The sequence below is a fragment of the Rhodococcus sp. NPDC059968 genome (assembly GCF_042738615.1).
In the GTDB taxonomy this organism is placed as follows: Bacteria; Actinomycetota; Actinomycetes; order Mycobacteriales; family Mycobacteriaceae; genus Rhodococcus_F.
On the sequence record NZ_JBHWUE010000032.1, the window covers coordinates 23,328 to 42,174 of the forward strand.

The window sequence follows — 18,847 nt, forward strand, 5'->3', positions numbered from 1 at the left end:
ATGCCGCCGGAACGCGTCTCCGGCGCCGGATGCTGCCGACCACCGGAAACCGAAGCATAACCACTCGGCCGCCACAATGTCGTGTGGCGAAGGCGGCGCCCTGTCCTGGCGATACGGCAGCACGAGCGAACGCTGACGAGGTACACGGTGACAGGGCCTGGGATAGTGTCGCCGAGGTGACGAAGAATCGAGCCCGAGCCGTCGACCTGCGAACTCAGATCGAGGCGGACGACGTCTTCGCGCGTGGCGACGCATTGCAGGCCACCGTGCCGTCCAGTGCGCACGAGAGCGCCGCGGTCGGCGCAGGACGGCCAGATGTGCTCGAATTCGTCGAGGCCGGCAACGAGGGAAGGCTCGCGAATCTGATCCCGCTGCGAATCGGGCGGATGATCGCCTCCCCGTTCGCCTTCTTCCGCGGCGCCGCCGGCCTGATGGCAGCCGACCTCGCCGCCTCTCCGGTTACCGGATTGACAGCACAGCTGTGCGGTGACGCTCATGCGGCCAACTTCGGCCTGTACGGGACACCGGACGGTCAAATCGTCATGGACATCAACGATTTCGACGAGACCCTCCCAGGTCCGTGGGAATGGGATCTCAAACGCCTCGCCGCAAGCCTGGTCCTCGCCGGACGCGAAGGCGATGTGTCCGAGAACGGCTGCATCGAGGCCGCCGAAGACGCCGTCAAATCGTATCGGCGCACCATCCGCGATCTCGCCGAACTGCCATTTCTTCAGTCCTGGAATGCACTACCGGACAAGTCGGTGCTCGAGCGGGCAAAGGCCGACGCTCTGCTCGACGACTTCGACAAGGCCGCGCACAAGGCGCGACGCAATACCAGCGAGAAGGTGGCGGCGAAGTGGACCGCCCACCTCGAAGATCACGAGACCGGGATCCGCCGACGGCGATTCATCGATGATCCTCCGGTCCTCACCCACGTCGACCACGCAACGGCCGATGCCGTGACCGATGGTCTGGAACTGTATGTCGACTCGCTGCGCGAGTCTCGCCGGAATCTGATCACCCGATTCGCCGTGTCCGACGTCGCGTTCCGGATCGTCGGAACCGGCAGCGTGGGTCTGCGCAGTTACATCGCCCTGCTGCACGGTAATGGGGACGAGGTGCTCGTCCTTCAACTGAAACAGGCCCGGCCGTCCGCACTGTCGGCGTATCTACCGGTCGACGAGCCGAAACACGAGGGCAAGCGGATAGTGCACGGCGCCCGGTTGGTGCAGGCGGAATCGGACATTCTGCTGGGCTGGACGACCGTCGACGGCCTCCCGTACATCGTGCGGCAGTTCCGAAACCTCAAAGGGGACATCGATCCAACCGGTCTGGAGCAAGACCATCTCGACGACTACGGCCGGCTCGCCGGCGCCCTGCTCGCCCGTGCACACACCCGCTCGCTCGATCCACGGGTGCTCGCCGGCTACTTCGCCAACGACACGGAACTGGACGAGGTGATCGGACGGTACGCCGTCGGCTACGCCGATCAAACCGAAGCCGATCACGCAACCCTGGTCGCCGCGGTGAAATCGGGGCGGATCGCTGCCGAGCCGGCCTGATCCTGATCCGGCACGGCTGAATGCCCTCATGCAGACCATGAGAATCACGAGTAGCGAGAGGGTGGCGGGCCGAGAAAGGTCGCCACTCTCTCGAGATACGAGGCGCGGATGCACCTCGTATCCACCCGAGCCGGAATGCCTCGGATTCGTGAGTGTGAGTGGCGACCTCTTTCGTCGCAACGAGAAGGTACCTCGCTCCTCTGACATGAATCTGCGGCACGTGCTCGAGCCACTCGAGGGCTGCACCGCGAATTACTGTTCCGGCGCCGACCGCGTCAATTTCTGGGAGGGACTCGAGCTCGAGGCACCTGGCGGAAGCGTCGCGACATAAGCACACTCAGGCGATAGTCGCCGGCGCACGTGACGCGGTCTCCGAACTTTCCGAGATCGACGCCGAGGAACTCCTCATCACAGTGATCACGCTCGTCGACGGACGGGTAGCTATGCAGACCGCAGACCGGCTGTTTTCGACACCACTTCCGCGTGGTCGCGACCGGGACTCGCCGACGCGATTTCATCGTGATGACAGTCGAGGCTGCGACGCAGGCTGCACTCACCCGAACCCAGGCGGCCCGGACATAACCGCTGGACCGCCGCGGATGGGTGATGCGGGTTCCGCATTGCGGTCCACCCGAGCGGATAGAGCTGGCAAGGTCTAATCATGGCGTTCGGGTGGCGGTCGGTCACTGCGGAGTGGCCGCTGGTGGTACCACCGGTCTCCGTTGCGGTGTTGGGCGTCACCTGGGGCCGAGACATCGGCACCGTTCTGGTGCTCGTCGTGGCGGTGGTGCTGGTTGGGGCAGTGCTGGCAGCTGTTCATCACGCCGAGGTGGTTGCACACAGGGTTGGCGAGCCGTTCGGATCGCTGATTCTCGCTGTCGCCGTCACCGTCATCGAGGTCGGATTGATCGTGACGTTGATGATCTCGGGTGGCCCGACGACGGCCTCGCTTGCGCGCGACACGGTATTCGCGGCGGTGATGCTCACCGTCAACGGAATCATGGGGTTGTCGCTGTTCGTCGGCTCACGAAGATACGGACTCGCGCTGTTCAATGCGGAGGGTACGGGCGCGGCACTGGCGACGGTGGCGTCACTGGCCACCTTGAGCCTGGTGCTGCCGACCTTCACGACGAGCCGGCCAGGCCCTGAATTCTCCTCGGCTCAATTGATATTCGCGGCGGTGGCCTCGCTGGTTCTGTACGGGATGTTCGTCCTCACCCAGACCGGACCGCATCGGCATTTCTTCCTGCCCGTCATCGCCGACGAACCTGTGTACGCCGATGGCCAGAACGCCGCACCCCCGACGAGCAGGATGGCGGGTATGAGCCTCGCCCTGCTGGTGCTGGCGCTGTGCGCAGTCGTGGGATTGGCGAAGGTCGAGTCCCCCGCGATCGAGGACGCGGTCGAGGATGCCGGATTGCCACAATCCATCGTCGGTGTGGTCATCGCGTTGCTCGTGCTTCTGCCGGAAACCCTCGCCGCGGTGCGGGCGGCGCAGAGAAACCGGATCCAGATCAGCTTGAATCTGGCCCTGGGATCGGCGATGGCCAGCATCGGATTGACCATCCCGGCCATTGCCGTCGCGTCGATCTGGCTGGACGGCCCACTCCTGCTCGGCCTCGGTCCCACCCAGGTCGTGCTGCTCGCCATCACCGTGGTGGTGGGCATGCTGACGGTTGTCCCCGGCCGTGCCACCCGCCTCCAAGGCGGCGTCCACCTGGTACTGCTGGCGGCCTACGTGTTCCTCTCCGTCAACCCCTGACCATCGACCGGCGCCTCACCGCTCGCGGAGACATCACCAGCGAGCCTCCCCGATATGCGGTCGGGTAAGTTTCCGCGCATGAGAACCGCATCGTGGGTCGGCGCGGCGGCTGCGGTGCTGTTCGGTGCCACCACTGCCGCAGCGTGGCGGAAGGCAACCCTCGCCGATCAGGCCAGGCGCGAGGCCGAGACTGCGCTGGACGCCGCGCTCGAGCAGGTCACCGCGTTGACCCGGATCGCCGAAGCCGCAGAGCGTGCATTCCCACACCCGCAACACGTCGAGTTCGAAGTCCAGCGCATCCGCGGACCCGTCGACCGATTCCGGCTCCGCAACATCGGAACCGGTACCGCCACCGACGTGCGGTTCGTCGTCGACCCCGCCGAGGAGAAGAACCGCCGGATTCCCACGCCGCAATGGCTGCAGGAAGAACCAGCGACATTGCTGCCAAAGGAGTGGGCCGATTTCGCCGCGAGCGCGTTGTCTCCCGTCGGCGGCTCGTGGCGAATAGTGTTTCCGGCGTTCGTCACCGTGATCTGCGATGAAGTCGGCACTCCGCAACGGGTGGACCTGCCGACGTCTGTCGTCGCCGAAGACGGCGTGATCGGCTGACTCTCCGAAATCCGCACCTGGCGAGCAGCGGGGCCGTCAGCGACTTCCCTGCCCCAGACGGTTTCCGACGCGATCGAACCATTCGAGTACCGCACGTTCGTACACGATCCCGAAGTCGAGCGTGGCCAGCGCGAATCGGTTGGAACCGTGCACCGCGGCGTCACGCTCGTACTCGGCGAGCTGACTTTCGTGCGCTGCGCGGTGCGCGTCCAGCATCGCGGCCAAGTGCTCGGGCGGAAGGTGCGCGCCGAACGCGACGGTGAGCAGCATCGGATAACGGATGTTCTCCGGGCCGGGGTCGCGCTCGATCCACTCCGCGAACGCCCGGCGACCGTCGTCGGTGAGCGTGTAGGGCTTGCGCTCGCGGGCGCCCCGTTCCCCCGCCTCGATCAACCCGGAGCGTTCCATTGCGGCGAGCTCCCGATACACCTGGCTGGTCGTGATCGACCAGAATTTGCCGATGCGTTCCTGCGCGGTCACCACCAGGTCCCATCCGGTTTTGGTTCCCTCGTGCAGGAACCCGAGGAGCGATGCCGCAGTGGCGTTGAGGGGGCGTTCGGGCATGGCACGGTCCTTCGCGCAGTCGGGGGTTGACATTCCACTGTGGCATATCGATCATGGTAGGAGCGACATTCCACAGTGGAATGTCATTGCTGAGGAGGGTCCGATGCAGTACGCGGACAACATCCGGATATCCGATTCCGAACGCGAGCAGATCGTCGGTGAACTCGGGCGGCACCTCACCGCAGGGCGACTGACCATCGGCGAGTTCGACCAGAGGGTGGCACAGGTGTATCAGTCGACCACCCAACAGCAGGCGCATCAGGTGTTGGGTGATCTTCCGTCGGCACCCCCGGCCGTTGCCACCGCGCGGGCCGGGGCACCGGTGGCCCGCCCCGCGCGGCGTCGCATCCCGGGTCACCAGCGGATCGAGTGGCTCGCCTGGCTCGCCGCCGGAGGACTCAACATCGCGATCTGGGGCATCGTCTCGCTCGCAACCGGCGTGATGATCTACCCCTGGCCGATCTGGGTGATCGGCCCGTGGGGGTTGGTGCTGCTGGGCAGGACACTGCTCGGCCGCGAGGGTGGGTGCAGCAAGATCACCGGCGCTCTGCTGGTCACCCGGTGAAACGCGCGATCCAGAGTCGGATCGTCTCGTCGGTGGCACCGTGCGCCCGCAGCCACGCGTGCATGCCGCCCGGGTGGGTGTCCCAGCGGGCCAGGACACCCTCGATGGCCTCGGGGACCGCACCCCGGAGATCGCGGTCGTTGGGATGCGCCTGGCCGAGTTCGGGAGCGAAGCGGGTAATGCGGGCAACGACAGCGTCCATGTGCTGGTTGGTCGATTCGTAGTCGGCAACGATGTCATCGGGCTCGACTCCGGCCGTGCGCAGCAGCAATGCCACTGCGACCCCCGTGCGGTCCTTGCCTGCCGCGCAGTGCAGCAGCACCGGGCCGGGGGCGGTGGCCGCCACCCGCAGGACGTCTACGAGCCGATCCCCCGCGTTGGTCAGAATCCCGAGGTAGACGTCAGCGAGTCGGGCACCCTGGTTCGGCGCGGCGACCTCGGCATCGGACAGCAGCGAGATCTGGTGCACGGCGGTTTTCTCCGATTGCAACGGATGCACCCGGGTCGCGAACTCCCGGGGACTGCGCAGGTCGACGACGGTGCGGGCCGGCCACTCATCGACCGCGGTGGGTCGGGCGTCGCCCGGCGCCGGCAGAGCGCTGCGGTACAGCACCCTGGCACGGGTCCGGCGCCCCTCGGCGAGGGGAAGCCCGCCGAGGTCGCGCAGGTTGGGGAGGACCTCGAGGTCGGTGACGGTCATAGGAGCTTCCTTCCGAGGTAAAAGCCTGTGACCAGGCCGAACGGTCCGTGTCCCCACCCGACGACGGCTGCCAGGACCAGAAGATAGGTATACCCCCGGTGATTCGGCCGATGCGCCATCCCGACGTAGTGGGCGACGATGTGACCTGTCTCATACTCACGAACCGGGGTCGCCCGTTGGTCCGACGCCGCCACTGACGGAGGGTGCTCGCACCAATGAATGCAGAACCGATTACCTGCGGTGACTACGTCACGGCCACCTTCGCGCGTGATTTCGTCGCCGAGGGATTCGACCACGACGCTGTCGAACGCATCCACAGCGGTCTGTTCGACGAGTGGAGTTACGCCCTTGCCCAATCGGGTCTGTTCACCAACAGAACCGTCGCGGCCGCGCTGCACTCCTGGCAGGACGACCCGCATTCCCTCCTGAACGCCCTGCTCGCGAACGCGGACGAGATGACCCTCAAGCGCTACGGCCTCGTCTGGGAGGCACTGGAACGCGCCCATGCCGGTTCGGCCGAGCCCCTCGTCGAATACGCATGACGCGGCCGCCGACGGCAGTGGTACCCCGAAGCCCACCCCAACCGTTCGACCCCACCTTCACAGACACCACCGACCACACCGACGAACGAGAACAATGAGTACCAACACGTATCCCACCCTCGAAACCATCCGCATCGGGCAGTCCGGTCACGAATGCCGCTACTGCGGGCACGCCGTCGCCAAGGATGGCCCGGGCTACCGGCACACCACTACCGGTCAGTACCGCTGCGATCCCGCCAGTCGAGCATTGAACGAAGCCCGGCTGTCCAACAGCATGGTTCGGAGCTGAGCGCGATGAACGTGCACGCGATGCAGGTGAGCGCGGCGCCCGAAGGGCTCGGCCGGTACCGCGACGCGGTCGATGCGCTGCGGGCCTTCGACAGTCCCGGCCAGCGGACCGACCCCCGCACGGCGCTGCTGTTCGACAGCCTCACCGATGATCTGATCGAGGCAGCCCAGACGGCCGGCGCGGGCGACACGGTTCCACAGCACGACCTCTTCGCGGTGATCGACACCGCGATCTCCCGCACGCGCCCGTCACTCTGACCCTCCTGCGCCACGCGAGCGTTGTAAGGCGCACCCCGGTCCGATCGAATCGCTCCGTTACGAGTGGGCTGTGGTGGTCAACTCGATTCCGCTTCCCCGCCTGATGGTGTTGTAGATCGGGCAGGACGCCGCGAACTTCGCGGCCAGTGAGTCGGCCGTCGGCTGGTCCACGCCGTGCACTTCGATGCGCACGTCCGTGAAATCGTAGCGAGTCGGGTCGGCCGTACCCCGTCGATGTGAAGCGTGCACCTCGATGTGGGTCACGCGGATGTCGTCGGCCTCGGCGTTGGACTGAATGTTCGCCATCGCGCACGAAACGATCGCTGCCAGGAGCAGTTCGCCGGCCTGGATGGCCTCGGCCGGGCCGAACCTCGAATCCGAGACGAGGTGGTTCTCGCGGGCATCGAGGATGAATCGTCCCGGCGCCCCGGATACCGTGTGCCCGGACACTTCCGCCACGTCGGAACTCACAGCGCGGCCCCGGCGGCTCGACGCACCCGGTTGGCCCACTCCCCGCTCTGCACTCGCGGCAGCCCGAGGTTCTCGCGCAGGGTGCTCCCCTCGTATTCCTTGCGGAACAGTCCTCGCTTCTGCAACTCGGGAACCACGTGACGGGTGAAGTCCTCGAATCCGCCCGGCTGGTACGGCGCCTGCACCATGAACCCGTCGCAGGCCCCCTGCCCGAACCATTCCTCCAGCCCGTCGGCGACTTCTGTTGCAGTGCCGATGAATCCACCTTCGACGCGACCGCCGTAGCGCTTCCCGAGCTCGCGCAGAGTCAGCCCCTCCCGCTCGGTCATCTCCCTGACCTCCTGGTAATGGCCTTCGACGCCGGGAACCTCGACATCGGGGAGCCGCTCGTCGAGTGGGAACGTCGACAGGTCCACGTCCAAGTGGTACGCGAGTGTGGACAGTCCACCGAGGGGCGGTACGAGATCGAAGAGCTCTTCGAATGTCTGCTGCGCGATCGCCGTCGTGGCCCCGACGACGGGCGCGATGGACGGAAGGATCTTCACAGCCTCGGGGTCTCGGCCGTGAGCGGCGGCCCGTTCCTTGATCTCCTTGTAGAAGTCCTGCGCCGATTCGAGGGACGCATGGCTGCAGAAGATCACGTCGGACCACCGTGCCGCGAAGTCCTTGCCCTTGGCGGACGCGCCGGCCTGGATCACCACGGGGTAGCCCTGCGGGGGCCGGGGGACGTTGAGCGGGCCCTGCACGGTGAACCAGTCACCCTTGTGACGGATCGGGTGCACTCGATCCGGATCGGCGAACAACGGCTGTTCGGTGTCGAGGACGAGGGCGTCGTCCTCCCAGCTGTCCCAGAGCTTTCCCGCGACCTCGAGGAACTCGTCGGCCCGCTCATAGCGCTGTTCACGGGGGAACTGTTCGTCCCGGTTGAAGTTTCGCGCTTCCGACTCCTGGAACGAGGTCACCACATTCCAGGCCGCACGTCCCTCGGTCAGGTGGTCCAGGGTGGCGAAGGACCGCGCGACGGTGAACGGTTGCGCGTACGTGGTGGAGACCGTGGCGGCGAGGCCGAGGTGCGACGTGACCGCACCCATCGACGACAGCACGTGAAGTGGGTCGAGTCGCATCGAACCGAGTGCACCGTTGCGTAGCTGGGAATCCGGGCTGCCGCCGAAGCGGTCGGGCACCGAGAGGATGTCCGCGAAGAACGCGAGATCGAAACGAGCGTCTTCGAGGGTGCGAGCGATGTTCTGGTAGTAGCCGGCGCTGAGCCAGCCGGGAACCGATGCCGGGTATCGCCAGCCGCCGGGCCGACCCGGGCCCGCGGTCACGAAGGCGGCCAGATGCATACGAGAGGGAGACATGTGCGGTGATACCTACTTCGCGAGCGCTTGAGTGATGACTGACTTGATCGAGTCGAAACGCGAATCCTGCAACCACGTTGTCACGTCGACCCGGTCCGGGTACACACCGAGATCGTGGAAGTTGTCGGCGAGGTCCTGGGTTCCGCTGATCGCCGCCGCATCGAGCGCAGCGAATTCACCTGCACCGGAATAGGACAAACGTCTCGCCTTCACCAGGTCGAGATACACCTGCTCCTCGAGATCGCTGTTCCCGAATCCACCCAGTTCGGCGAACGCGGAGATCGCGACCTCCGGGTTGCCGTCTATCCAGCGCTGCGCATCGCGCACGTTCCGGACCAGTGTGGCCGCGGCATCCGGGTGGTTGAATGCGAAGTCCTCACTCGCGACGAAGAAGGCGTAGTCGTACGTCTTCACGTCGGGAAGCGCGACCGCATTGTGTTTCCGCTTGGCCAACTCGATGGTGGGCTGCCAGCTGATCCACGCATCGACCTTGCCCTCCGCGAAGGCGGCCTCCGCATCTGCGGCAGGAAGATTGACGTACTCGATGTCGTCGAGTGTGAGACCGACCGATTCCAGATACTTCACCAAGCTGTACGTGCCGGTGGTGCCGCGATGATCCGCGACTTTGCGCCCTCGCAGATCTGCACCCGACTTGATGTCCGATCCCTGCGGAACCAGGATGTCGACCTCGTTGGCGGGAAGTGGATAGGCAACCAGCGGAACGATCGGCACACCGCCGCCGATGGCGTAGATCACCGCGGTGGCGGTGGCGAAGGAGAAGTCGACACTTCCCGATTTGACGGCCTCCATCACCGGGAGCGACGCCGGGAAACCTGACGGCCACTGGACGGGAACCCCCAGATCCTTGGCGAGGTCGAATCCGCCCAGGTTGTTGCGCAGGATCGTGCCGGGCTCGGCCTTCCCGTCGCCGATCAATGCGTATCGCACCTCGGTCAGCGGGCCGTCCGCTGCGCCGGATGCCGACGCAGCGCAGCCGGTCAGCGAGAGGGCGGAGAGGCCCAGGACTCCGGCGCCGGCGGCCCTGAGGAATCCCCGCCGATCGAGGGCGCGGAGTTGTGAAGTGACGCGGGGTGACATGAGAGTGAGGGCCTTTCCGAGAAAACCACAGAAGTGGACTAGGGATACGAGAGTGCGTTGTCTGCCTGGAGGAGTCCGTCGAGCAGCTCCTCCTTCCAGGCCGCGAGTTGGGCGTCTCCGCGGTGTCGTGGTCGGGCGTGCGGGATCCTCAGATCGCGGGTGATGCCCTGTTCGGTCAAGAGCAGAACGCGGTCGGAGAGCACCAGTGCCTCTTCCACGTCGTGGGTCACGAGCAGTACCGTCCTCGGCTGCTCGGCGAGGACGCGTTCGAGAAGTTGCTGCATCGCCACGCGGGTGATCGCGTCCAGGGCACCGAACGGCTCGTCGAGCAAGAGGACGTGAGGCCGATGCAGCAACGCCCGGGCCAGCGCCACCCGTTGACGCTGCCCTCCGGAAAGCTCTGACGGCCAGTCTTTCTCACGCCCCGACAGACCTACGTCGTTCAGCAGCTCGAGGGCGCGTTCGCGTTGGTGCCGAGTTCCGAGCTGCACGTTGTCCAGGACGTTCCGCCATGGAAGCAGACGGTCCTCCTGGAACATCATCCGCGACATCGTGCCGCCCGACGTGCCGCCGGTGGATTCGACGACACCGTGCGTCGGTTGTTCGAGCCCGGCGACGATCCTCAGAAGCGTGGACTTGCCGACCCCACTGGGGCCGAGGAACGAGACGAACTCACCGGGCTCGACGGTCAGGTCGATATCGTGGAGAACAGTCGTGTCACGGTATCGGTGGCCGATGCCGACCAGATCGAGGCCGACGAGGTTGGTGGCAGGCATCAGCGATTTCCTCCCTGGTAGTGGGGATTCCAGCGCAGGACACGGGCCTCGATCAGCCGGGTGATCTGGTCGGCGAGCAGTCCGGCGACGGCGTACAGCAGGATCGCGAGAACGATGCGGTCGTTGCGCAGCATGTCCCGGCCGTTCTGAGCGAGGAATCCGATGCCCTCACTGGTGGCAATCGTCTCGGCGATCACCAGCGTCAACCAGGCGACGCCGAGTGCATAGCGGATGCCGGTCAGAATCATCGGCATGGCTCCGGGAACGATGATGTCCCGAATTCGGGCGCCTCGACCCAGCCCGTAGGACTCGCCGAGCTGAACGAGTTTCGGATCGACGGTGCGGATTCCCGCGACCGTGTTGAGGTACACCGGAAAGATCACACCCAGCGTGACGAGCACGACCTTCGGGAGTTCACCGATACCGAACGCCGCGATCAGCAGCGGGACCAGGGCGAGGTGTGGGAGCGCGCGCAACATCTGCAGGGTGCGATCCACGAGTCCCTCGGCGATTCGCGAGAGCCCGACTACGAAGCCGAGCACGAGTCCGATCGAGGCTCCGAGGGTGAACCCGATCAGAATTCGGCGCACGCTGACCGTGAGGTGTCTCTGCAGCTCTCCGGCGGTCCACAACTGCTCTGCCGTGGCCAGGACCTTGCTGGGCGGAGGCAGGATGGAGGGCGAGATCGCCCCGGTCGAGGACGCCCACTGCCAGCCGAGGATCACGAGGATGGGCACCACCCATGGCAGTAACACCGACGGTTGAAGTCGGCGGCGCGTGGCGGCGCGTCGCGGCCGACGGCGATCCTCCCCCGTCGGCTCGGCCCGGGTCGGGCGCGGTGCGGCAAGTTGCGTCTCAGACATTCCCGACGACGTCCGATCCGACGGGTGCTGATTCTCTGCTACGGACTTGCCGTGCTGAGTGGGTATTCATGGCTTCTCCTTGTGCTGACGCGGAGGAGCCTACGAACGACTGCACATCTCTGTCTGCATCTGTATACACATGGATTCAAACCCTTTACTTCGGTTACTCGCCTCTGGTAACGCTTGCTCCGTGGCATGGCGTTCGTGCCCGGACAGGGGAACTCGGTGGAGAGAGAATCATCGGCGTACAAACAGCTGCGTGAGCGGATCACCGGCGGCGCCGACCGGCCCGGGACGATGTTGATACCGGCGACCATCGGTGCGGAACTGGGACTGTCCCGTACACCGGTACGGGAAGCGTTGCAGCGACTCGAAAACGAGGGCCTGGTGGTCCAGGCGCCGCGTGGGTACCGGGTGCGCGAGCGAACTCCCGAGGAGGTGCTCGAGATCTGCGAGGCACGAATCGCACTCGAGTCCGCGATCGCCTACTCCGCCGCGACCCGCCACACCGAACTGGACCTGGCGCGGTTGAGCCGGTTGTTCGAGCAGGCGATCGAATCACCCGATCCCTCGACAAGCCTGGCGCTACACAACGAGTGGCACAGCGCGCTTCGCAGCGCCGCTCACAATCAGACCATCGCACAGCTGATGGACCGACTCGACGCCCAGTTGCGGGTCTACGACGCGGAGGAAGCCCAGGCCTCCTCCAATCTGCAGCAGATCGAAACGGAACACCGCGAGATCCTGACCGCCGTGCAGAGCGGCGACGCCGAAAAGGCGCGGATCCTGATGATCGCGCACCAGGCTCGTACCCGCGATCTGCGAATCGCAGCGATGGCCAGACGGTAGATCGCCGCACCGTAGTCCAGCCGGGCGCTGTTCCACCGTCTACTACCATGCTTCGTAGATGGGGATGCGCGGTCAGGCCCCCGGTGAGACGAAGGATCGGCTATGACGAACGACCGCGGCGAAGGCCCGAACTCTCGACCGTCACCGGGCGGAATGCGGCGCCTCCCCTGGCTGCTGCTCGCCGCTGTCGTGGTCGTCGTGGGAGCGGTCGCCGTCGTTGCCTACGCGCTGACCTCCGGAACTGACGACGGCCGCGACTTCTCGCCGAGCGCGGACAATCCGGACCCGTCACTGGGAATCGAAGGGATCGTCACCATCGACTATCCGCCCGCCGCCCATGTGCAGGCACCGCAGCGGGTGGCGTACGACCAGACTCCCCCGTTCGGCGGTGCACACGACCAGTACTGGGCTACGTGCACGGGAATTGTCTATCCCGAAGCGATCCGCAGCGAGAACGCCGTGCACTCTCTCGAGCACGGCGCCGTGTGGGTGACCTACGACCCGGACCGACTGAGCGCCGACGAGGTCTCGACATTGGCAGCGAAGGTCGACGGCGAACCGTACACCCTGATGTCGCCGTACCCCGGTCTCGATTCGGCGGTGTCCCTTCAGTCGTGGGGTCACCAACTGAAACTCGACGACGTAACCGATCCCCGGATCTCCGACTTCCTCACGGCGTTACGTCAGAACCCGAACACCTACCCGGAACCGGGGGCAACCTGCTCGACGGTGCGAGGTGGATTCGATCCAGCCGACCCGCCACCGTTCGATCCCTCCGCACCGGGTGCGGATGCAGTTCCGGTCGACGGCAAGTAGTCGCGTCGGCGGACGTTGCCACATCACTTCGGACGATCTCGGGATCCTGCGGTCGACGCCGAAATTTACCTCCCGAAAATGTGCCCGGTTTTGTCGATATCGCGATCGCCGATTCGACGAATAAGTAGGAGCACATGAGGAGGTGAGAGCGATGTTGACGGCACATCTGTTGTCCGGTCTGACCAGTGAAGAGGTCGATCTGATCGTGGCGGAGGAACTGCATCTGCTCGACGCCGTCGTATGAGGTCCGTCGACGCCGTGTCGAACACCGGCAGGTGACGTATCGGCGCTGCTAGCCGGTCGAGACCGATCCGGGAGAATCTGCTTCGAGTGTGGCGGTGATCCGCGCTCCGACCGAACGGTAATCGAGGTCGGTCACGAATCGATGTGCCGGCCCCCGTACTGGATTGACGCCCCACACGGCGGCCCGGCCGTCCTCGTGATGCACCCGAGGTTGGGCGTCGGTGGCGGTCAGCACGACCGCGGGGTCGAGCATCACGGCGGCCGCGACGGAATCGTGCGCGGTGTAGATCGGGTCCTCGGCGCGGTATGTGCTGGTGCAGTACCGATGATAGTCCTCGGTGATGTCGCGGACGAAGGTCGCAGTCTTTCCCACCGCGGAACGAGCGTCGACATCGGCCCAGGCCAATCGGAGTCGGCCGGTGACATTCATTCCCACCCACGTAATCTTCCCAGGCGCTGCAGCGACCACCATGGCCGCGGCTGGATCGTGGTTGGCGTTGGTGTCACCTTTCCCGAGGAATTGTGGTTGTGCTGCGGCCTCGACGTCTCTACGGGAGGCGGGTCCCATGCCGCCCATGATGGTGACCGAACGGGACCGGGTCAGGACCCGTGGGTCGCGTGTGACGGCAGCGGCGATGTTGGCGAGCTGACCCAGGCACAGCAGGTCCACCGCGCCGGGCCGCTCCTCGGCGACGCGGAGCAATTGATCGACGGCGGACTCGGGCGCCGGACCCACGCCCGGTGGTGGCCGATAACCGCGGTCGCCGAGTCCGTCGAGTCCGTGCGGGGAGCGGGTGGCAGGGGGCGTGCCGGGACGTGGTTGTCCGATGCACACCGGAACGTCGCATAGGCCGGCGACGGCCAGAACGGTGAGGGCGTTCCGCGCGGCCTGCCGTTCGGGGCAGTTCCCGAATACGGTTCCGACACCGACGATCTCGGTTCCGGGGTGGTGTGCAACGGTGAGCAGAGCAAGGGCGTCGTCGACGCCGATGTCGGTGTCGACGAGTACGTAGCGATCAGTCACTGCCGGCCCTGTTCCCCGTGATCCCAGATCGAATCGACTCGATTACTCACGCGCGCAGTGTAACTGGACCCGGCGCCTCGCTCGCTCCGCCGGTCAGTAGCTGAAGGTGACCGCCCCTTCGTCGCCGATCCATTTCCACATCGGCACTGTCCCGGCAAGTTCGGCATTCGATACCAGCGCGTCCTTGTCCAGGTGCTTGGCCTCGAAGCAGATCGGACACACCATGTAGATGCCGCCCGCGGTCGCGAATCGTGCCGCCAGATCGGGAAGCGGCGGACAACCTTCGCAGGCCACGCCCTGAATCGTGCCGTCGAGCGCGAGCCGTACCGCTTCTTTCGTGAGAAACATCAGCGTCTCGCGCTGTTGCTCTGCCGCGCCGACCGCGACCAGAAACGCAACCGTCACCTTCTCGGCGTCCTCGAGACCGGTGGTGAGACTGACCACTGCTTTATTACTCATGGATTCGAGTCTTCGCCGCGCGAGGACTGCCGACAAGGGGCCTCATCGAATCACGGCATTCGCACGCGACGAGATCGGTGGCGGTTGCTCGTTTCGACCGCACCCGCAACGGATTCGCGCCTAACCTGAAGAGGTGTTCGAACAGCGTCCGTTTCAGCAGTTTTCGATGCCGTTGCGCCTCGCAGTCCGTCACGATCGCTCCACCAATGCATCGGCCGGCGAACGTATCGGGATTCACCCGCGGATGTTGGCTCGACTGGGAGCGGCGCCGCGTCAGCAGGCTCGCGTGAGCCACGGGGAAACGACCGCACTGTTCACGCTGATCCCGGACACCGATGTGGAAGAGATCGACACCATCCGGATAACAGAGGGGGGCTGTCGGCGGCTCGGCGCGGCGCCGGGACAGACGGTGATTCTCGACCGTCGGTGCACCGCCCCCGCGATGACCGAGGAAGAGGCCGAAACCGAGGGCGAGTTCATCGAGCGACTCGAAGACGACGGGCGACATCACCGTCTCGTGGTTCTGGCACCGCACGGTGGCGCCATCGAAACCCGAACGGATCAGCAGGCTGAACAGGTCGTCGATTCGCTCGGATCACGCCATTCGACCCTGTGGACGTGTAAAGGGTGGCGACCGGGAGGCAACGCTTATCGGGCATGGCACATTTCCTCGGGCGATCTCAGCGTGCACAGCTTTCCGCTTCTACGCTCCCTGTCAGCGAGACGATTCCAGTGGGCGCTGTCGTTTCACGGCTACCGAGGAAACGAAGTCCTCATCGGCGGCCTCGCTCCCGCGCGGCTCAAGTCGGACGTCCGGAACGCGATCGCGAAGGCCCTCGACGGAAGCGGTGTCTGTGTGCGCGTGGCCGAACCCGGAGAACGGCATAGCGGTGAATCCGCGTCCAACCTGGTCAACCGCCTGACCATCGACGCTGCCGGCGGAATCCAAATCGAACAACCGCGATCCGCGCGGACGCTGCACGGCCGAGCGATCGCCGCGGCTGTCAGCGAGGTCTACGACTCCTGGATCGCCACCGACAATCGTTGAGACTTCACGGGCCCGCGGGAGCCCAGCACGGCCCGTCCGGAGGCGGGGTGTGCACGTAACCGGGATAGCACGGCAGCACCTGCGGCGCAGGCGCAGGCGCAGGCGCAGGCGCGGGGGCAGGGGCAGGGGCCGGTACGGGGGCCGGTGCATTCGCCGGTGGCGAGCCGGGCGAGAGACACGGACCGTCCGGGGGCGGGGTGTGCTCGTACCCCGGGTAGCACGGCAGCACCTGCGGAACGGACGCTACCGGGGGCGGTGCGGGCGTCGGCACTATCGGTGGTGCTTGCGGTGCCGGAGTGGGTGTCGGGACGACTTCCTCTGGAACGGGTGCCTCCGCGACCGGCGTTTGCGTCGGTGGTGGTGCTTGCACCGGCGGCACCTGCTCGGCAGCGGTCGGGTTCCCCTTGGCGGTCGGTGACGACGACGGCGATGCCGGCCCGGCCGCGCCCGACGACGGCGTCGGCACGGCGACGTCGGGTGACGACGTTCCCGACCCGATGATCACGCCGCCGACAATCGCGACAGCGATGATCGCGGCGAACGCAAGTCCGGCGACCACGAGACGGCGGTTCCGGTCGATCGGAGGGGTCGCGGGACTGGGCTCGGCGGCAGGCTGTTGCGGTGGCGCCGCGACGCGAGCGGCGGCGGCGAGTTCGCCAACCGATCGATAGCGCCGCGCGGGGTCGACCGCCGTTCCGCGTGCGATCACGGCGGCCATGCCGACGGGCGGCGTCGGGATCGCCGATGTCGGGAACACCTCGCCGGTGAGGCACTCGTACAACACGCTGGTCAGGCCGTAGACGCCCGAGGCGGCCCCGAAAATCGTGGGGAGCCCGACATCGGTGAGCTGGATCAGTCCCCCGTCATGCACGACGACGTTCGCCGATGACACTTCCTGCTCGACCAGCCCGGCCGCGCGCACGGCCTCCAGCGCCGACGCCAGTTGCTCGACGACGCCGACCGCCCGCGATACCTCCATCGGTCCGGTGGACTCGAGGATCGTCCGCAGATTCGTGCCCTGGGTCGGCGGCGTTGCGAGAAAGAGTCGGTTTCCGATCTGCCCGAAGTCGTGGATCGGGACTACATGCGGGTTTCGGATCTGCGCCGCGATGCCTACTTCCCGTTCGAACCGGTCGCAGAATTCGTCGTCCTCGGTAGCATCCGGCGGCAGCACCCGCACCACGACGTGCCGGAACGTGACAGTGTCGAACGCCGCCCAGACCTCGCCGCTCACATCCACCGTCAGCGGACGGTCCAGCCGGTATTTGCCGAATAGCGCTCCAACTTGCATTGCCACTCTCCGCGCTCGAATCGGCCGCGTCTGCGGGACTGTGCACCCGAAATTCTAGGCGGTGACGGCCGTCGGTTCTCGTTGGAGACGATCAACGCACGTCGAACGCGCCGAAACCGGACTCACCGCCGGTGGATTATCGCGGACGGCGCCGTGACGATCGAGTGTTGTCGGGAGTGCCGGGTCGTGTGCTCGTATGCGCAGAACGCATCATGTCCAGCCCCGGCCCGGGGCCGCCCCGACTCAGGGTACAACGTGATCTGGCGGATCCAGCACTGGATTCGAGTCGGCGTCAACACTGATCGGTGACCTGATTCCGCTCGCCAGCGGCGTCAGGGTGCACGGATCGGGCGGGGTGCCACACGTTCTGACGCAGGACCCGCAGCAGGGTCCCGGGGCTCATCAGCCGCTCGGGACGATCGATCAGGGCGGCGACGCGGATGAAGGCAGTAGCGAGCACGGGATCGTGCACGGCGGCTTTGTGCAGGCGCTGGATGTAGACGTTTCCGATCCGCATCTTCGGGCTGCGGTGTCCCATCACTTCCGGGAAAGCTAGGTCCCCGCCGACCGACATGTCCCATGGAACGTCGATCACCTTCGCGACATCGCGGAAGAAGCCGCGTGCGTGTGGCTCGGTCCCTCCCTGCAGGTGACGGTGCAGCGTGAGTGCCTCGAGCGCTGCCACGGTCATCCCCTGTGCATAGGTCGGGTTGAAGCTGCACAGACTGTCCCCCGTTACGAGGAAGCCGGCAGGGAAGAGCGACAGTCGTTCATACCGTCTGCGGACGCTCGCCGGAAACCGGAATGTCCGGGCTTGCTCGAGCGGCTCGGCGTCCCGGATCACCTCGGAGAGGTCGGGGATCCGCAGGGACGAGGCAAAGTCGAGGAAGCCGTCCGGATCGGTCGGCGGATAGTCGCCGAGCATCCCCATCAACGTCACCAGGAAACGGTTTCCCTCGAGCAGCTGTAGCGCACCCCCGCGCGGAGAATCGGGTGTCGGACCGATCACGATCCCTCGGTCGTCGCCCAACCCCGGCGCCGGGGCTCGGTAGATGCGGGTGGCGTAGCCGAGACCGACGTGCACCTTCTCCTCGTCCGGGCGTCCGAAGCCGAGATCCACCAACCACATCGGGGCGCGCGAGCCCCGTCCGGTCGCGTCCACCACCAGGTCGGCGTCGAGGATCTCCTCGGTACTGCCGTCGGCCCGCCGGAGAACACGGACCCCGGTGACGCGCAGGCGGTCGGGCGTCGTGGTGATGCCCGCGGCATCGCAGCGGTCCACGATGGTGACCCCGGCCAGTTCGCTCACCCGGGCACGCACGTAGCCCTCCAAGAATGGCCGGCTGGCGCTCACGACGGTCATTCCGCTCTCCGGCTGCGGAAATCGGTGCCCACTCAGGCACCACCGCACGTCGCGCAGGTTGTCCAGGGTCGGCACCCCCAGCCCGACCAGGTCGTCGGTGAAGCTCGGGAACAGCTCCTCCAAGATTTGCTGGCCGCGTTCGATCAGCACGTGGGTGTGGCGGCCCTGAGGAACACACCGGCGCGGCTCGGCTGTGCCCGGGAGGTGGTCGTGATCGACCACAATCACCTGCGAATACGCTTCGGACAGTACGCGGGCCGCAAGCAAGCCGGCCATGCCGGCTCCGAGCACGACCGCTCGGTTTCCGATCTGAGTTGTCATGGGAGCCTCCTCGA

21 protein-coding genes are annotated in these 18,847 nt (G+C 66.1%); 10 read left to right on the forward strand and 11 right to left on the reverse strand.

All coding sequences use genetic code 11. The annotated features are described in order from the left end of the window. Window positions 1-176 precede the first annotated feature (176 nt). From ACFWAY_RS24245 to ACFWAY_RS24255, 3 genes are all read left to right on the forward strand, one after another. Complete coding sequence (locus ACFWAY_RS24245) at window positions 177-1,562, forward strand: DUF2252 domain-containing protein (RefSeq protein ID WP_378456872.1); 1,386 nt, start codon at window positions 177-179, stop codon at window positions 1,560-1,562. 661 nt (window positions 1,563-2,223) lie between these two features. Continuing rightward, on the forward strand, window positions 2,224-3,324 hold the full coding sequence (locus tag ACFWAY_RS24250) for a calcium:proton antiporter (RefSeq protein WP_378456871.1): 1,101 nt from the start codon (window positions 2,224-2,226) through the stop codon (window positions 3,322-3,324). Between the two features lie 78 nt (window positions 3,325-3,402). Further along, a complete protein-coding gene (locus ACFWAY_RS24255) occupies window positions 3,403-3,933 on the forward strand; it encodes a hypothetical protein (RefSeq protein ID WP_378512412.1) in 531 nt (176 codons plus the stop codon). A 36-nt stretch (window positions 3,934-3,969) separates the two neighbouring features. Here the strand turns inward: ACFWAY_RS24255 and ACFWAY_RS24260 are convergent, their stop codons facing one another. Next, window positions 3,970-4,497: a PadR family transcriptional regulator gene (locus tag ACFWAY_RS24260; protein ID WP_378512413.1), complete on the reverse strand. Its 528-nt coding sequence runs from the start codon at window positions 4,495-4,497 to the stop codon at window positions 3,970-3,972. 103 nt (window positions 4,498-4,600) lie between these two features. Here ACFWAY_RS24260 and ACFWAY_RS24265 point away from each other — a divergent pair, with 103 nt between their 5' ends. Next, window positions 4,601-5,062, forward strand: coding sequence for a DUF1707 domain-containing protein (locus ACFWAY_RS24265; RefSeq protein WP_378456868.1), 462 nt, complete (start codon window positions 4,601-4,603; stop codon window positions 5,060-5,062). Here ACFWAY_RS24265 and ACFWAY_RS24270 read toward each other — a convergent pair. Then, a complete protein-coding gene (locus tag ACFWAY_RS24270; protein ID WP_378512414.1) occupies window positions 5,052-5,762 on the reverse strand; it encodes a tyrosine-protein phosphatase in 711 nt (236 codons plus the stop codon). The two genes, ACFWAY_RS24265 and ACFWAY_RS24270, sit on opposite strands and share 11 nt — an antisense overlap. A gap of 215 nt (window positions 5,763-5,977) precedes the next feature. Here ACFWAY_RS24270 and ACFWAY_RS24275 point away from each other — a divergent pair, with 215 nt between their 5' ends. The 3 genes from ACFWAY_RS24275 (at window position 5,978) to ACFWAY_RS24285 (ending at window position 6,850) form a co-directional block, all read left to right on the forward strand. Beyond that, window positions 5,978-6,304 carry a hypothetical protein gene (locus tag ACFWAY_RS24275; RefSeq protein WP_378456866.1) on the forward strand — a complete coding sequence of 109 codons (327 nt, stop codon included), beginning with the start codon at window positions 5,978-5,980 and terminating at the stop codon, window positions 6,302-6,304. A gap of 94 nt (window positions 6,305-6,398) precedes the next feature. Then, on the forward strand, window positions 6,399-6,593 hold the full coding sequence (locus ACFWAY_RS24280; protein WP_378456865.1) for a hypothetical protein: 195 nt from the start codon (window positions 6,399-6,401) through the stop codon (window positions 6,591-6,593). A gap of 5 nt (window positions 6,594-6,598) precedes the next feature. Continuing rightward, window positions 6,599-6,850 (forward strand): hypothetical protein, encoded by a 252-nt coding sequence (locus ACFWAY_RS24285; protein WP_378456864.1) that lies wholly within the window; start codon window positions 6,599-6,601, stop codon window positions 6,848-6,850. Between the two features lie 57 nt (window positions 6,851-6,907). Here ACFWAY_RS24285 and ACFWAY_RS24290 read toward each other — a convergent pair whose 3' ends face one another. Genes ACFWAY_RS24290 through ACFWAY_RS24310 form a run of 5 tightly spaced genes read right to left on the reverse strand, consistent with a single transcriptional unit; the run spans window position 6,908 to window position 11,296 of the window. After that, window positions 6,908-7,321 carry an OsmC family protein gene (locus ACFWAY_RS24290; protein ID WP_378512415.1) on the reverse strand — a complete coding sequence of 138 codons (414 nt, stop codon included), beginning with the start codon at window positions 7,319-7,321 and terminating at the stop codon, window positions 6,908-6,910. Beyond that, window positions 7,318-8,682 (reverse strand): LLM class flavin-dependent oxidoreductase, encoded by a 1,365-nt coding sequence (locus ACFWAY_RS24295; protein ID WP_378512416.1) that lies wholly within the window; start codon window positions 8,680-8,682, stop codon window positions 7,318-7,320. Before ACFWAY_RS24295 ends, ACFWAY_RS24290 begins: the two co-directional genes overlap by 4 nt. 12 nt (window positions 8,683-8,694) lie before the next feature. Beyond that, the gene (locus ACFWAY_RS24300; protein WP_378512417.1) at window positions 8,695-9,780 is read right to left on the reverse strand and encodes an NrtA/SsuA/CpmA family ABC transporter substrate-binding protein; all 1,086 of its coding nucleotides are present in this window, start codon (window positions 9,778-9,780) and stop codon (window positions 8,695-8,697) included. Between the two features lie 38 nt (window positions 9,781-9,818). Next, on the reverse strand, window positions 9,819-10,556 hold the full coding sequence (locus tag ACFWAY_RS24305) for an ABC transporter ATP-binding protein (protein WP_378512418.1): 738 nt from the start codon (window positions 10,554-10,556) through the stop codon (window positions 9,819-9,821). Next, entirely contained in the window at window positions 10,556-11,296 is a 741-nt protein-coding gene (locus ACFWAY_RS24310; RefSeq protein ID WP_378456859.1) for an ABC transporter permease subunit, read from the reverse strand. Before ACFWAY_RS24310 ends, ACFWAY_RS24305 begins: the two co-directional genes overlap by 1 nt. A 348-nt stretch (window positions 11,297-11,644) precedes the next feature. Here ACFWAY_RS24310 and ACFWAY_RS24315 point away from each other — a divergent pair, with 348 nt between their 5' ends. Then, window positions 11,645-12,268, forward strand: a complete 624-nt coding sequence (locus ACFWAY_RS24315) for a GntR family transcriptional regulator (protein ID WP_378456858.1) — start codon at window positions 11,645-11,647, stop codon at window positions 12,266-12,268. A 102-nt stretch (window positions 12,269-12,370) separates the two neighbouring features. Beyond that, complete coding sequence (locus tag ACFWAY_RS24320) at window positions 12,371-13,084, forward strand: DUF3105 domain-containing protein (RefSeq protein WP_378512419.1); 714 nt, start codon at window positions 12,371-12,373, stop codon at window positions 13,082-13,084. A 292-nt stretch (window positions 13,085-13,376) separates the two neighbouring features. Here ACFWAY_RS24320 and ACFWAY_RS24325 read toward each other — a convergent pair whose 3' ends face one another. Together ACFWAY_RS24325 and ACFWAY_RS24330 are read right to left on the reverse strand one after the other, a co-directional pair. After that, window positions 13,377-14,351, reverse strand: coding sequence for a nucleoside hydrolase (locus ACFWAY_RS24325; protein WP_378512420.1), 975 nt, complete (start codon window positions 14,349-14,351; stop codon window positions 13,377-13,379). A 93-nt stretch (window positions 14,352-14,444) separates the two neighbouring features. Next, a complete protein-coding gene (locus ACFWAY_RS24330; protein ID WP_011593566.1) occupies window positions 14,445-14,810 on the reverse strand; it encodes a peroxiredoxin in 366 nt (121 codons plus the stop codon). Between the two features lie 166 nt (window positions 14,811-14,976). On the opposite strand from ACFWAY_RS24330, the gene ACFWAY_RS24335 reads away from it, so the two are divergent. Next, window positions 14,977-15,858 carry a poly-gamma-glutamate hydrolase family protein gene (locus ACFWAY_RS24335; protein WP_378456912.1) on the forward strand — a complete coding sequence of 294 codons (882 nt, stop codon included), beginning with the start codon at window positions 14,977-14,979 and terminating at the stop codon, window positions 15,856-15,858. Between the two features lie 4 nt (window positions 15,859-15,862). Here the strand turns inward: ACFWAY_RS24335 and ACFWAY_RS24340 are convergent, their stop codons facing one another. Both ACFWAY_RS24340 and ACFWAY_RS24345 read right to left on the reverse strand, forming a co-directional pair. Beyond that, window positions 15,863-17,149 (reverse strand): serine/threonine-protein kinase, encoded by a 1,287-nt coding sequence (locus tag ACFWAY_RS24340; RefSeq protein ID WP_378512421.1) that lies wholly within the window; start codon window positions 17,147-17,149, stop codon window positions 15,863-15,865. Between the two features lie 292 nt (window positions 17,150-17,441). Next, window positions 17,442-18,833, reverse strand: coding sequence for an NAD(P)/FAD-dependent oxidoreductase (locus tag ACFWAY_RS24345; RefSeq protein ID WP_378512422.1), 1,392 nt, complete (start codon window positions 18,831-18,833; stop codon window positions 17,442-17,444). Between the last annotated feature and the right edge of the window lie 14 nt (window positions 18,834-18,847).

Bases quoted from the DNA above. Each gene is read 5' to 3' on its own strand.
- ACFWAY_RS24260 (WP_378512413.1), bottom strand. From the start codon at position 4,497: ATGCCCGAACGCCCCCTCAACGCCACTGCGGCATCGCTCCTCGGGTTC.
- ACFWAY_RS24305 (WP_378512418.1), bottom strand. From the start codon at position 10,556: ATGCCTGCCACCAACCTCGTCGGCCTCGATCTGGTCGGCATCGGCCAC.
- ACFWAY_RS24285 (WP_378456864.1), top strand. From the start codon at position 6,599: ATGAACGTGCACGCGATGCAGGTGAGCGCGGCGCCCGAAGGGCTCGGC.
- ACFWAY_RS24280 (WP_378456865.1), top strand. From the start codon at position 6,399: ATGAGTACCAACACGTATCCCACCCTCGAAACCATCCGCATCGGGCAG.
- ACFWAY_RS24345 (WP_378512422.1), bottom strand. From the start codon at position 18,833: ATGACAACTCAGATCGGAAACCGAGCGGTCGTGCTCGGAGCCGGCATG.
- ACFWAY_RS24275 (WP_378456866.1), top strand. From the start codon at position 5,978: ATGAATGCAGAACCGATTACCTGCGGTGACTACGTCACGGCCACCTTC.
- ACFWAY_RS24255 (WP_378512412.1), top strand. From the start codon at position 3,403: ATGAGAACCGCATCGTGGGTCGGCGCGGCGGCTGCGGTGCTGTTCGGT.
- ACFWAY_RS24330 (WP_011593566.1), bottom strand. From the start codon at position 14,810: ATGAGTAATAAAGCAGTGGTCAGTCTCACCACCGGTCTCGAGGACGCC.
- ACFWAY_RS24270 (WP_378512414.1), bottom strand. From the start codon at position 5,762: ATGACCGTCACCGACCTCGAGGTCCTCCCCAACCTGCGCGACCTCGGC.
- ACFWAY_RS24335 (WP_378456912.1), top strand. From the start codon at position 14,977: ATGCCGTTGCGCCTCGCAGTCCGTCACGATCGCTCCACCAATGCATCG.
- ACFWAY_RS24320 (WP_378512419.1), top strand. From the start codon at position 12,371: ATGACGAACGACCGCGGCGAAGGCCCGAACTCTCGACCGTCACCGGGC.
- ACFWAY_RS24300 (WP_378512417.1), bottom strand. From the start codon at position 9,780: ATGTCACCCCGCGTCACTTCACAACTCCGCGCCCTCGATCGGCGGGGA.
- ACFWAY_RS24295 (WP_378512416.1), bottom strand. From the start codon at position 8,682: ATGTCTCCCTCTCGTATGCATCTGGCCGCCTTCGTGACCGCGGGCCCG.
- ACFWAY_RS24265 (WP_378456868.1), top strand. From the start codon at position 4,601: ATGCAGTACGCGGACAACATCCGGATATCCGATTCCGAACGCGAGCAG.
- ACFWAY_RS24250 (WP_378456871.1), top strand. From the start codon at position 2,224: ATGGCGTTCGGGTGGCGGTCGGTCACTGCGGAGTGGCCGCTGGTGGTA.
- ACFWAY_RS24340 (WP_378512421.1), bottom strand. From the start codon at position 17,149: ATGCAAGTTGGAGCGCTATTCGGCAAATACCGGCTGGACCGTCCGCTG.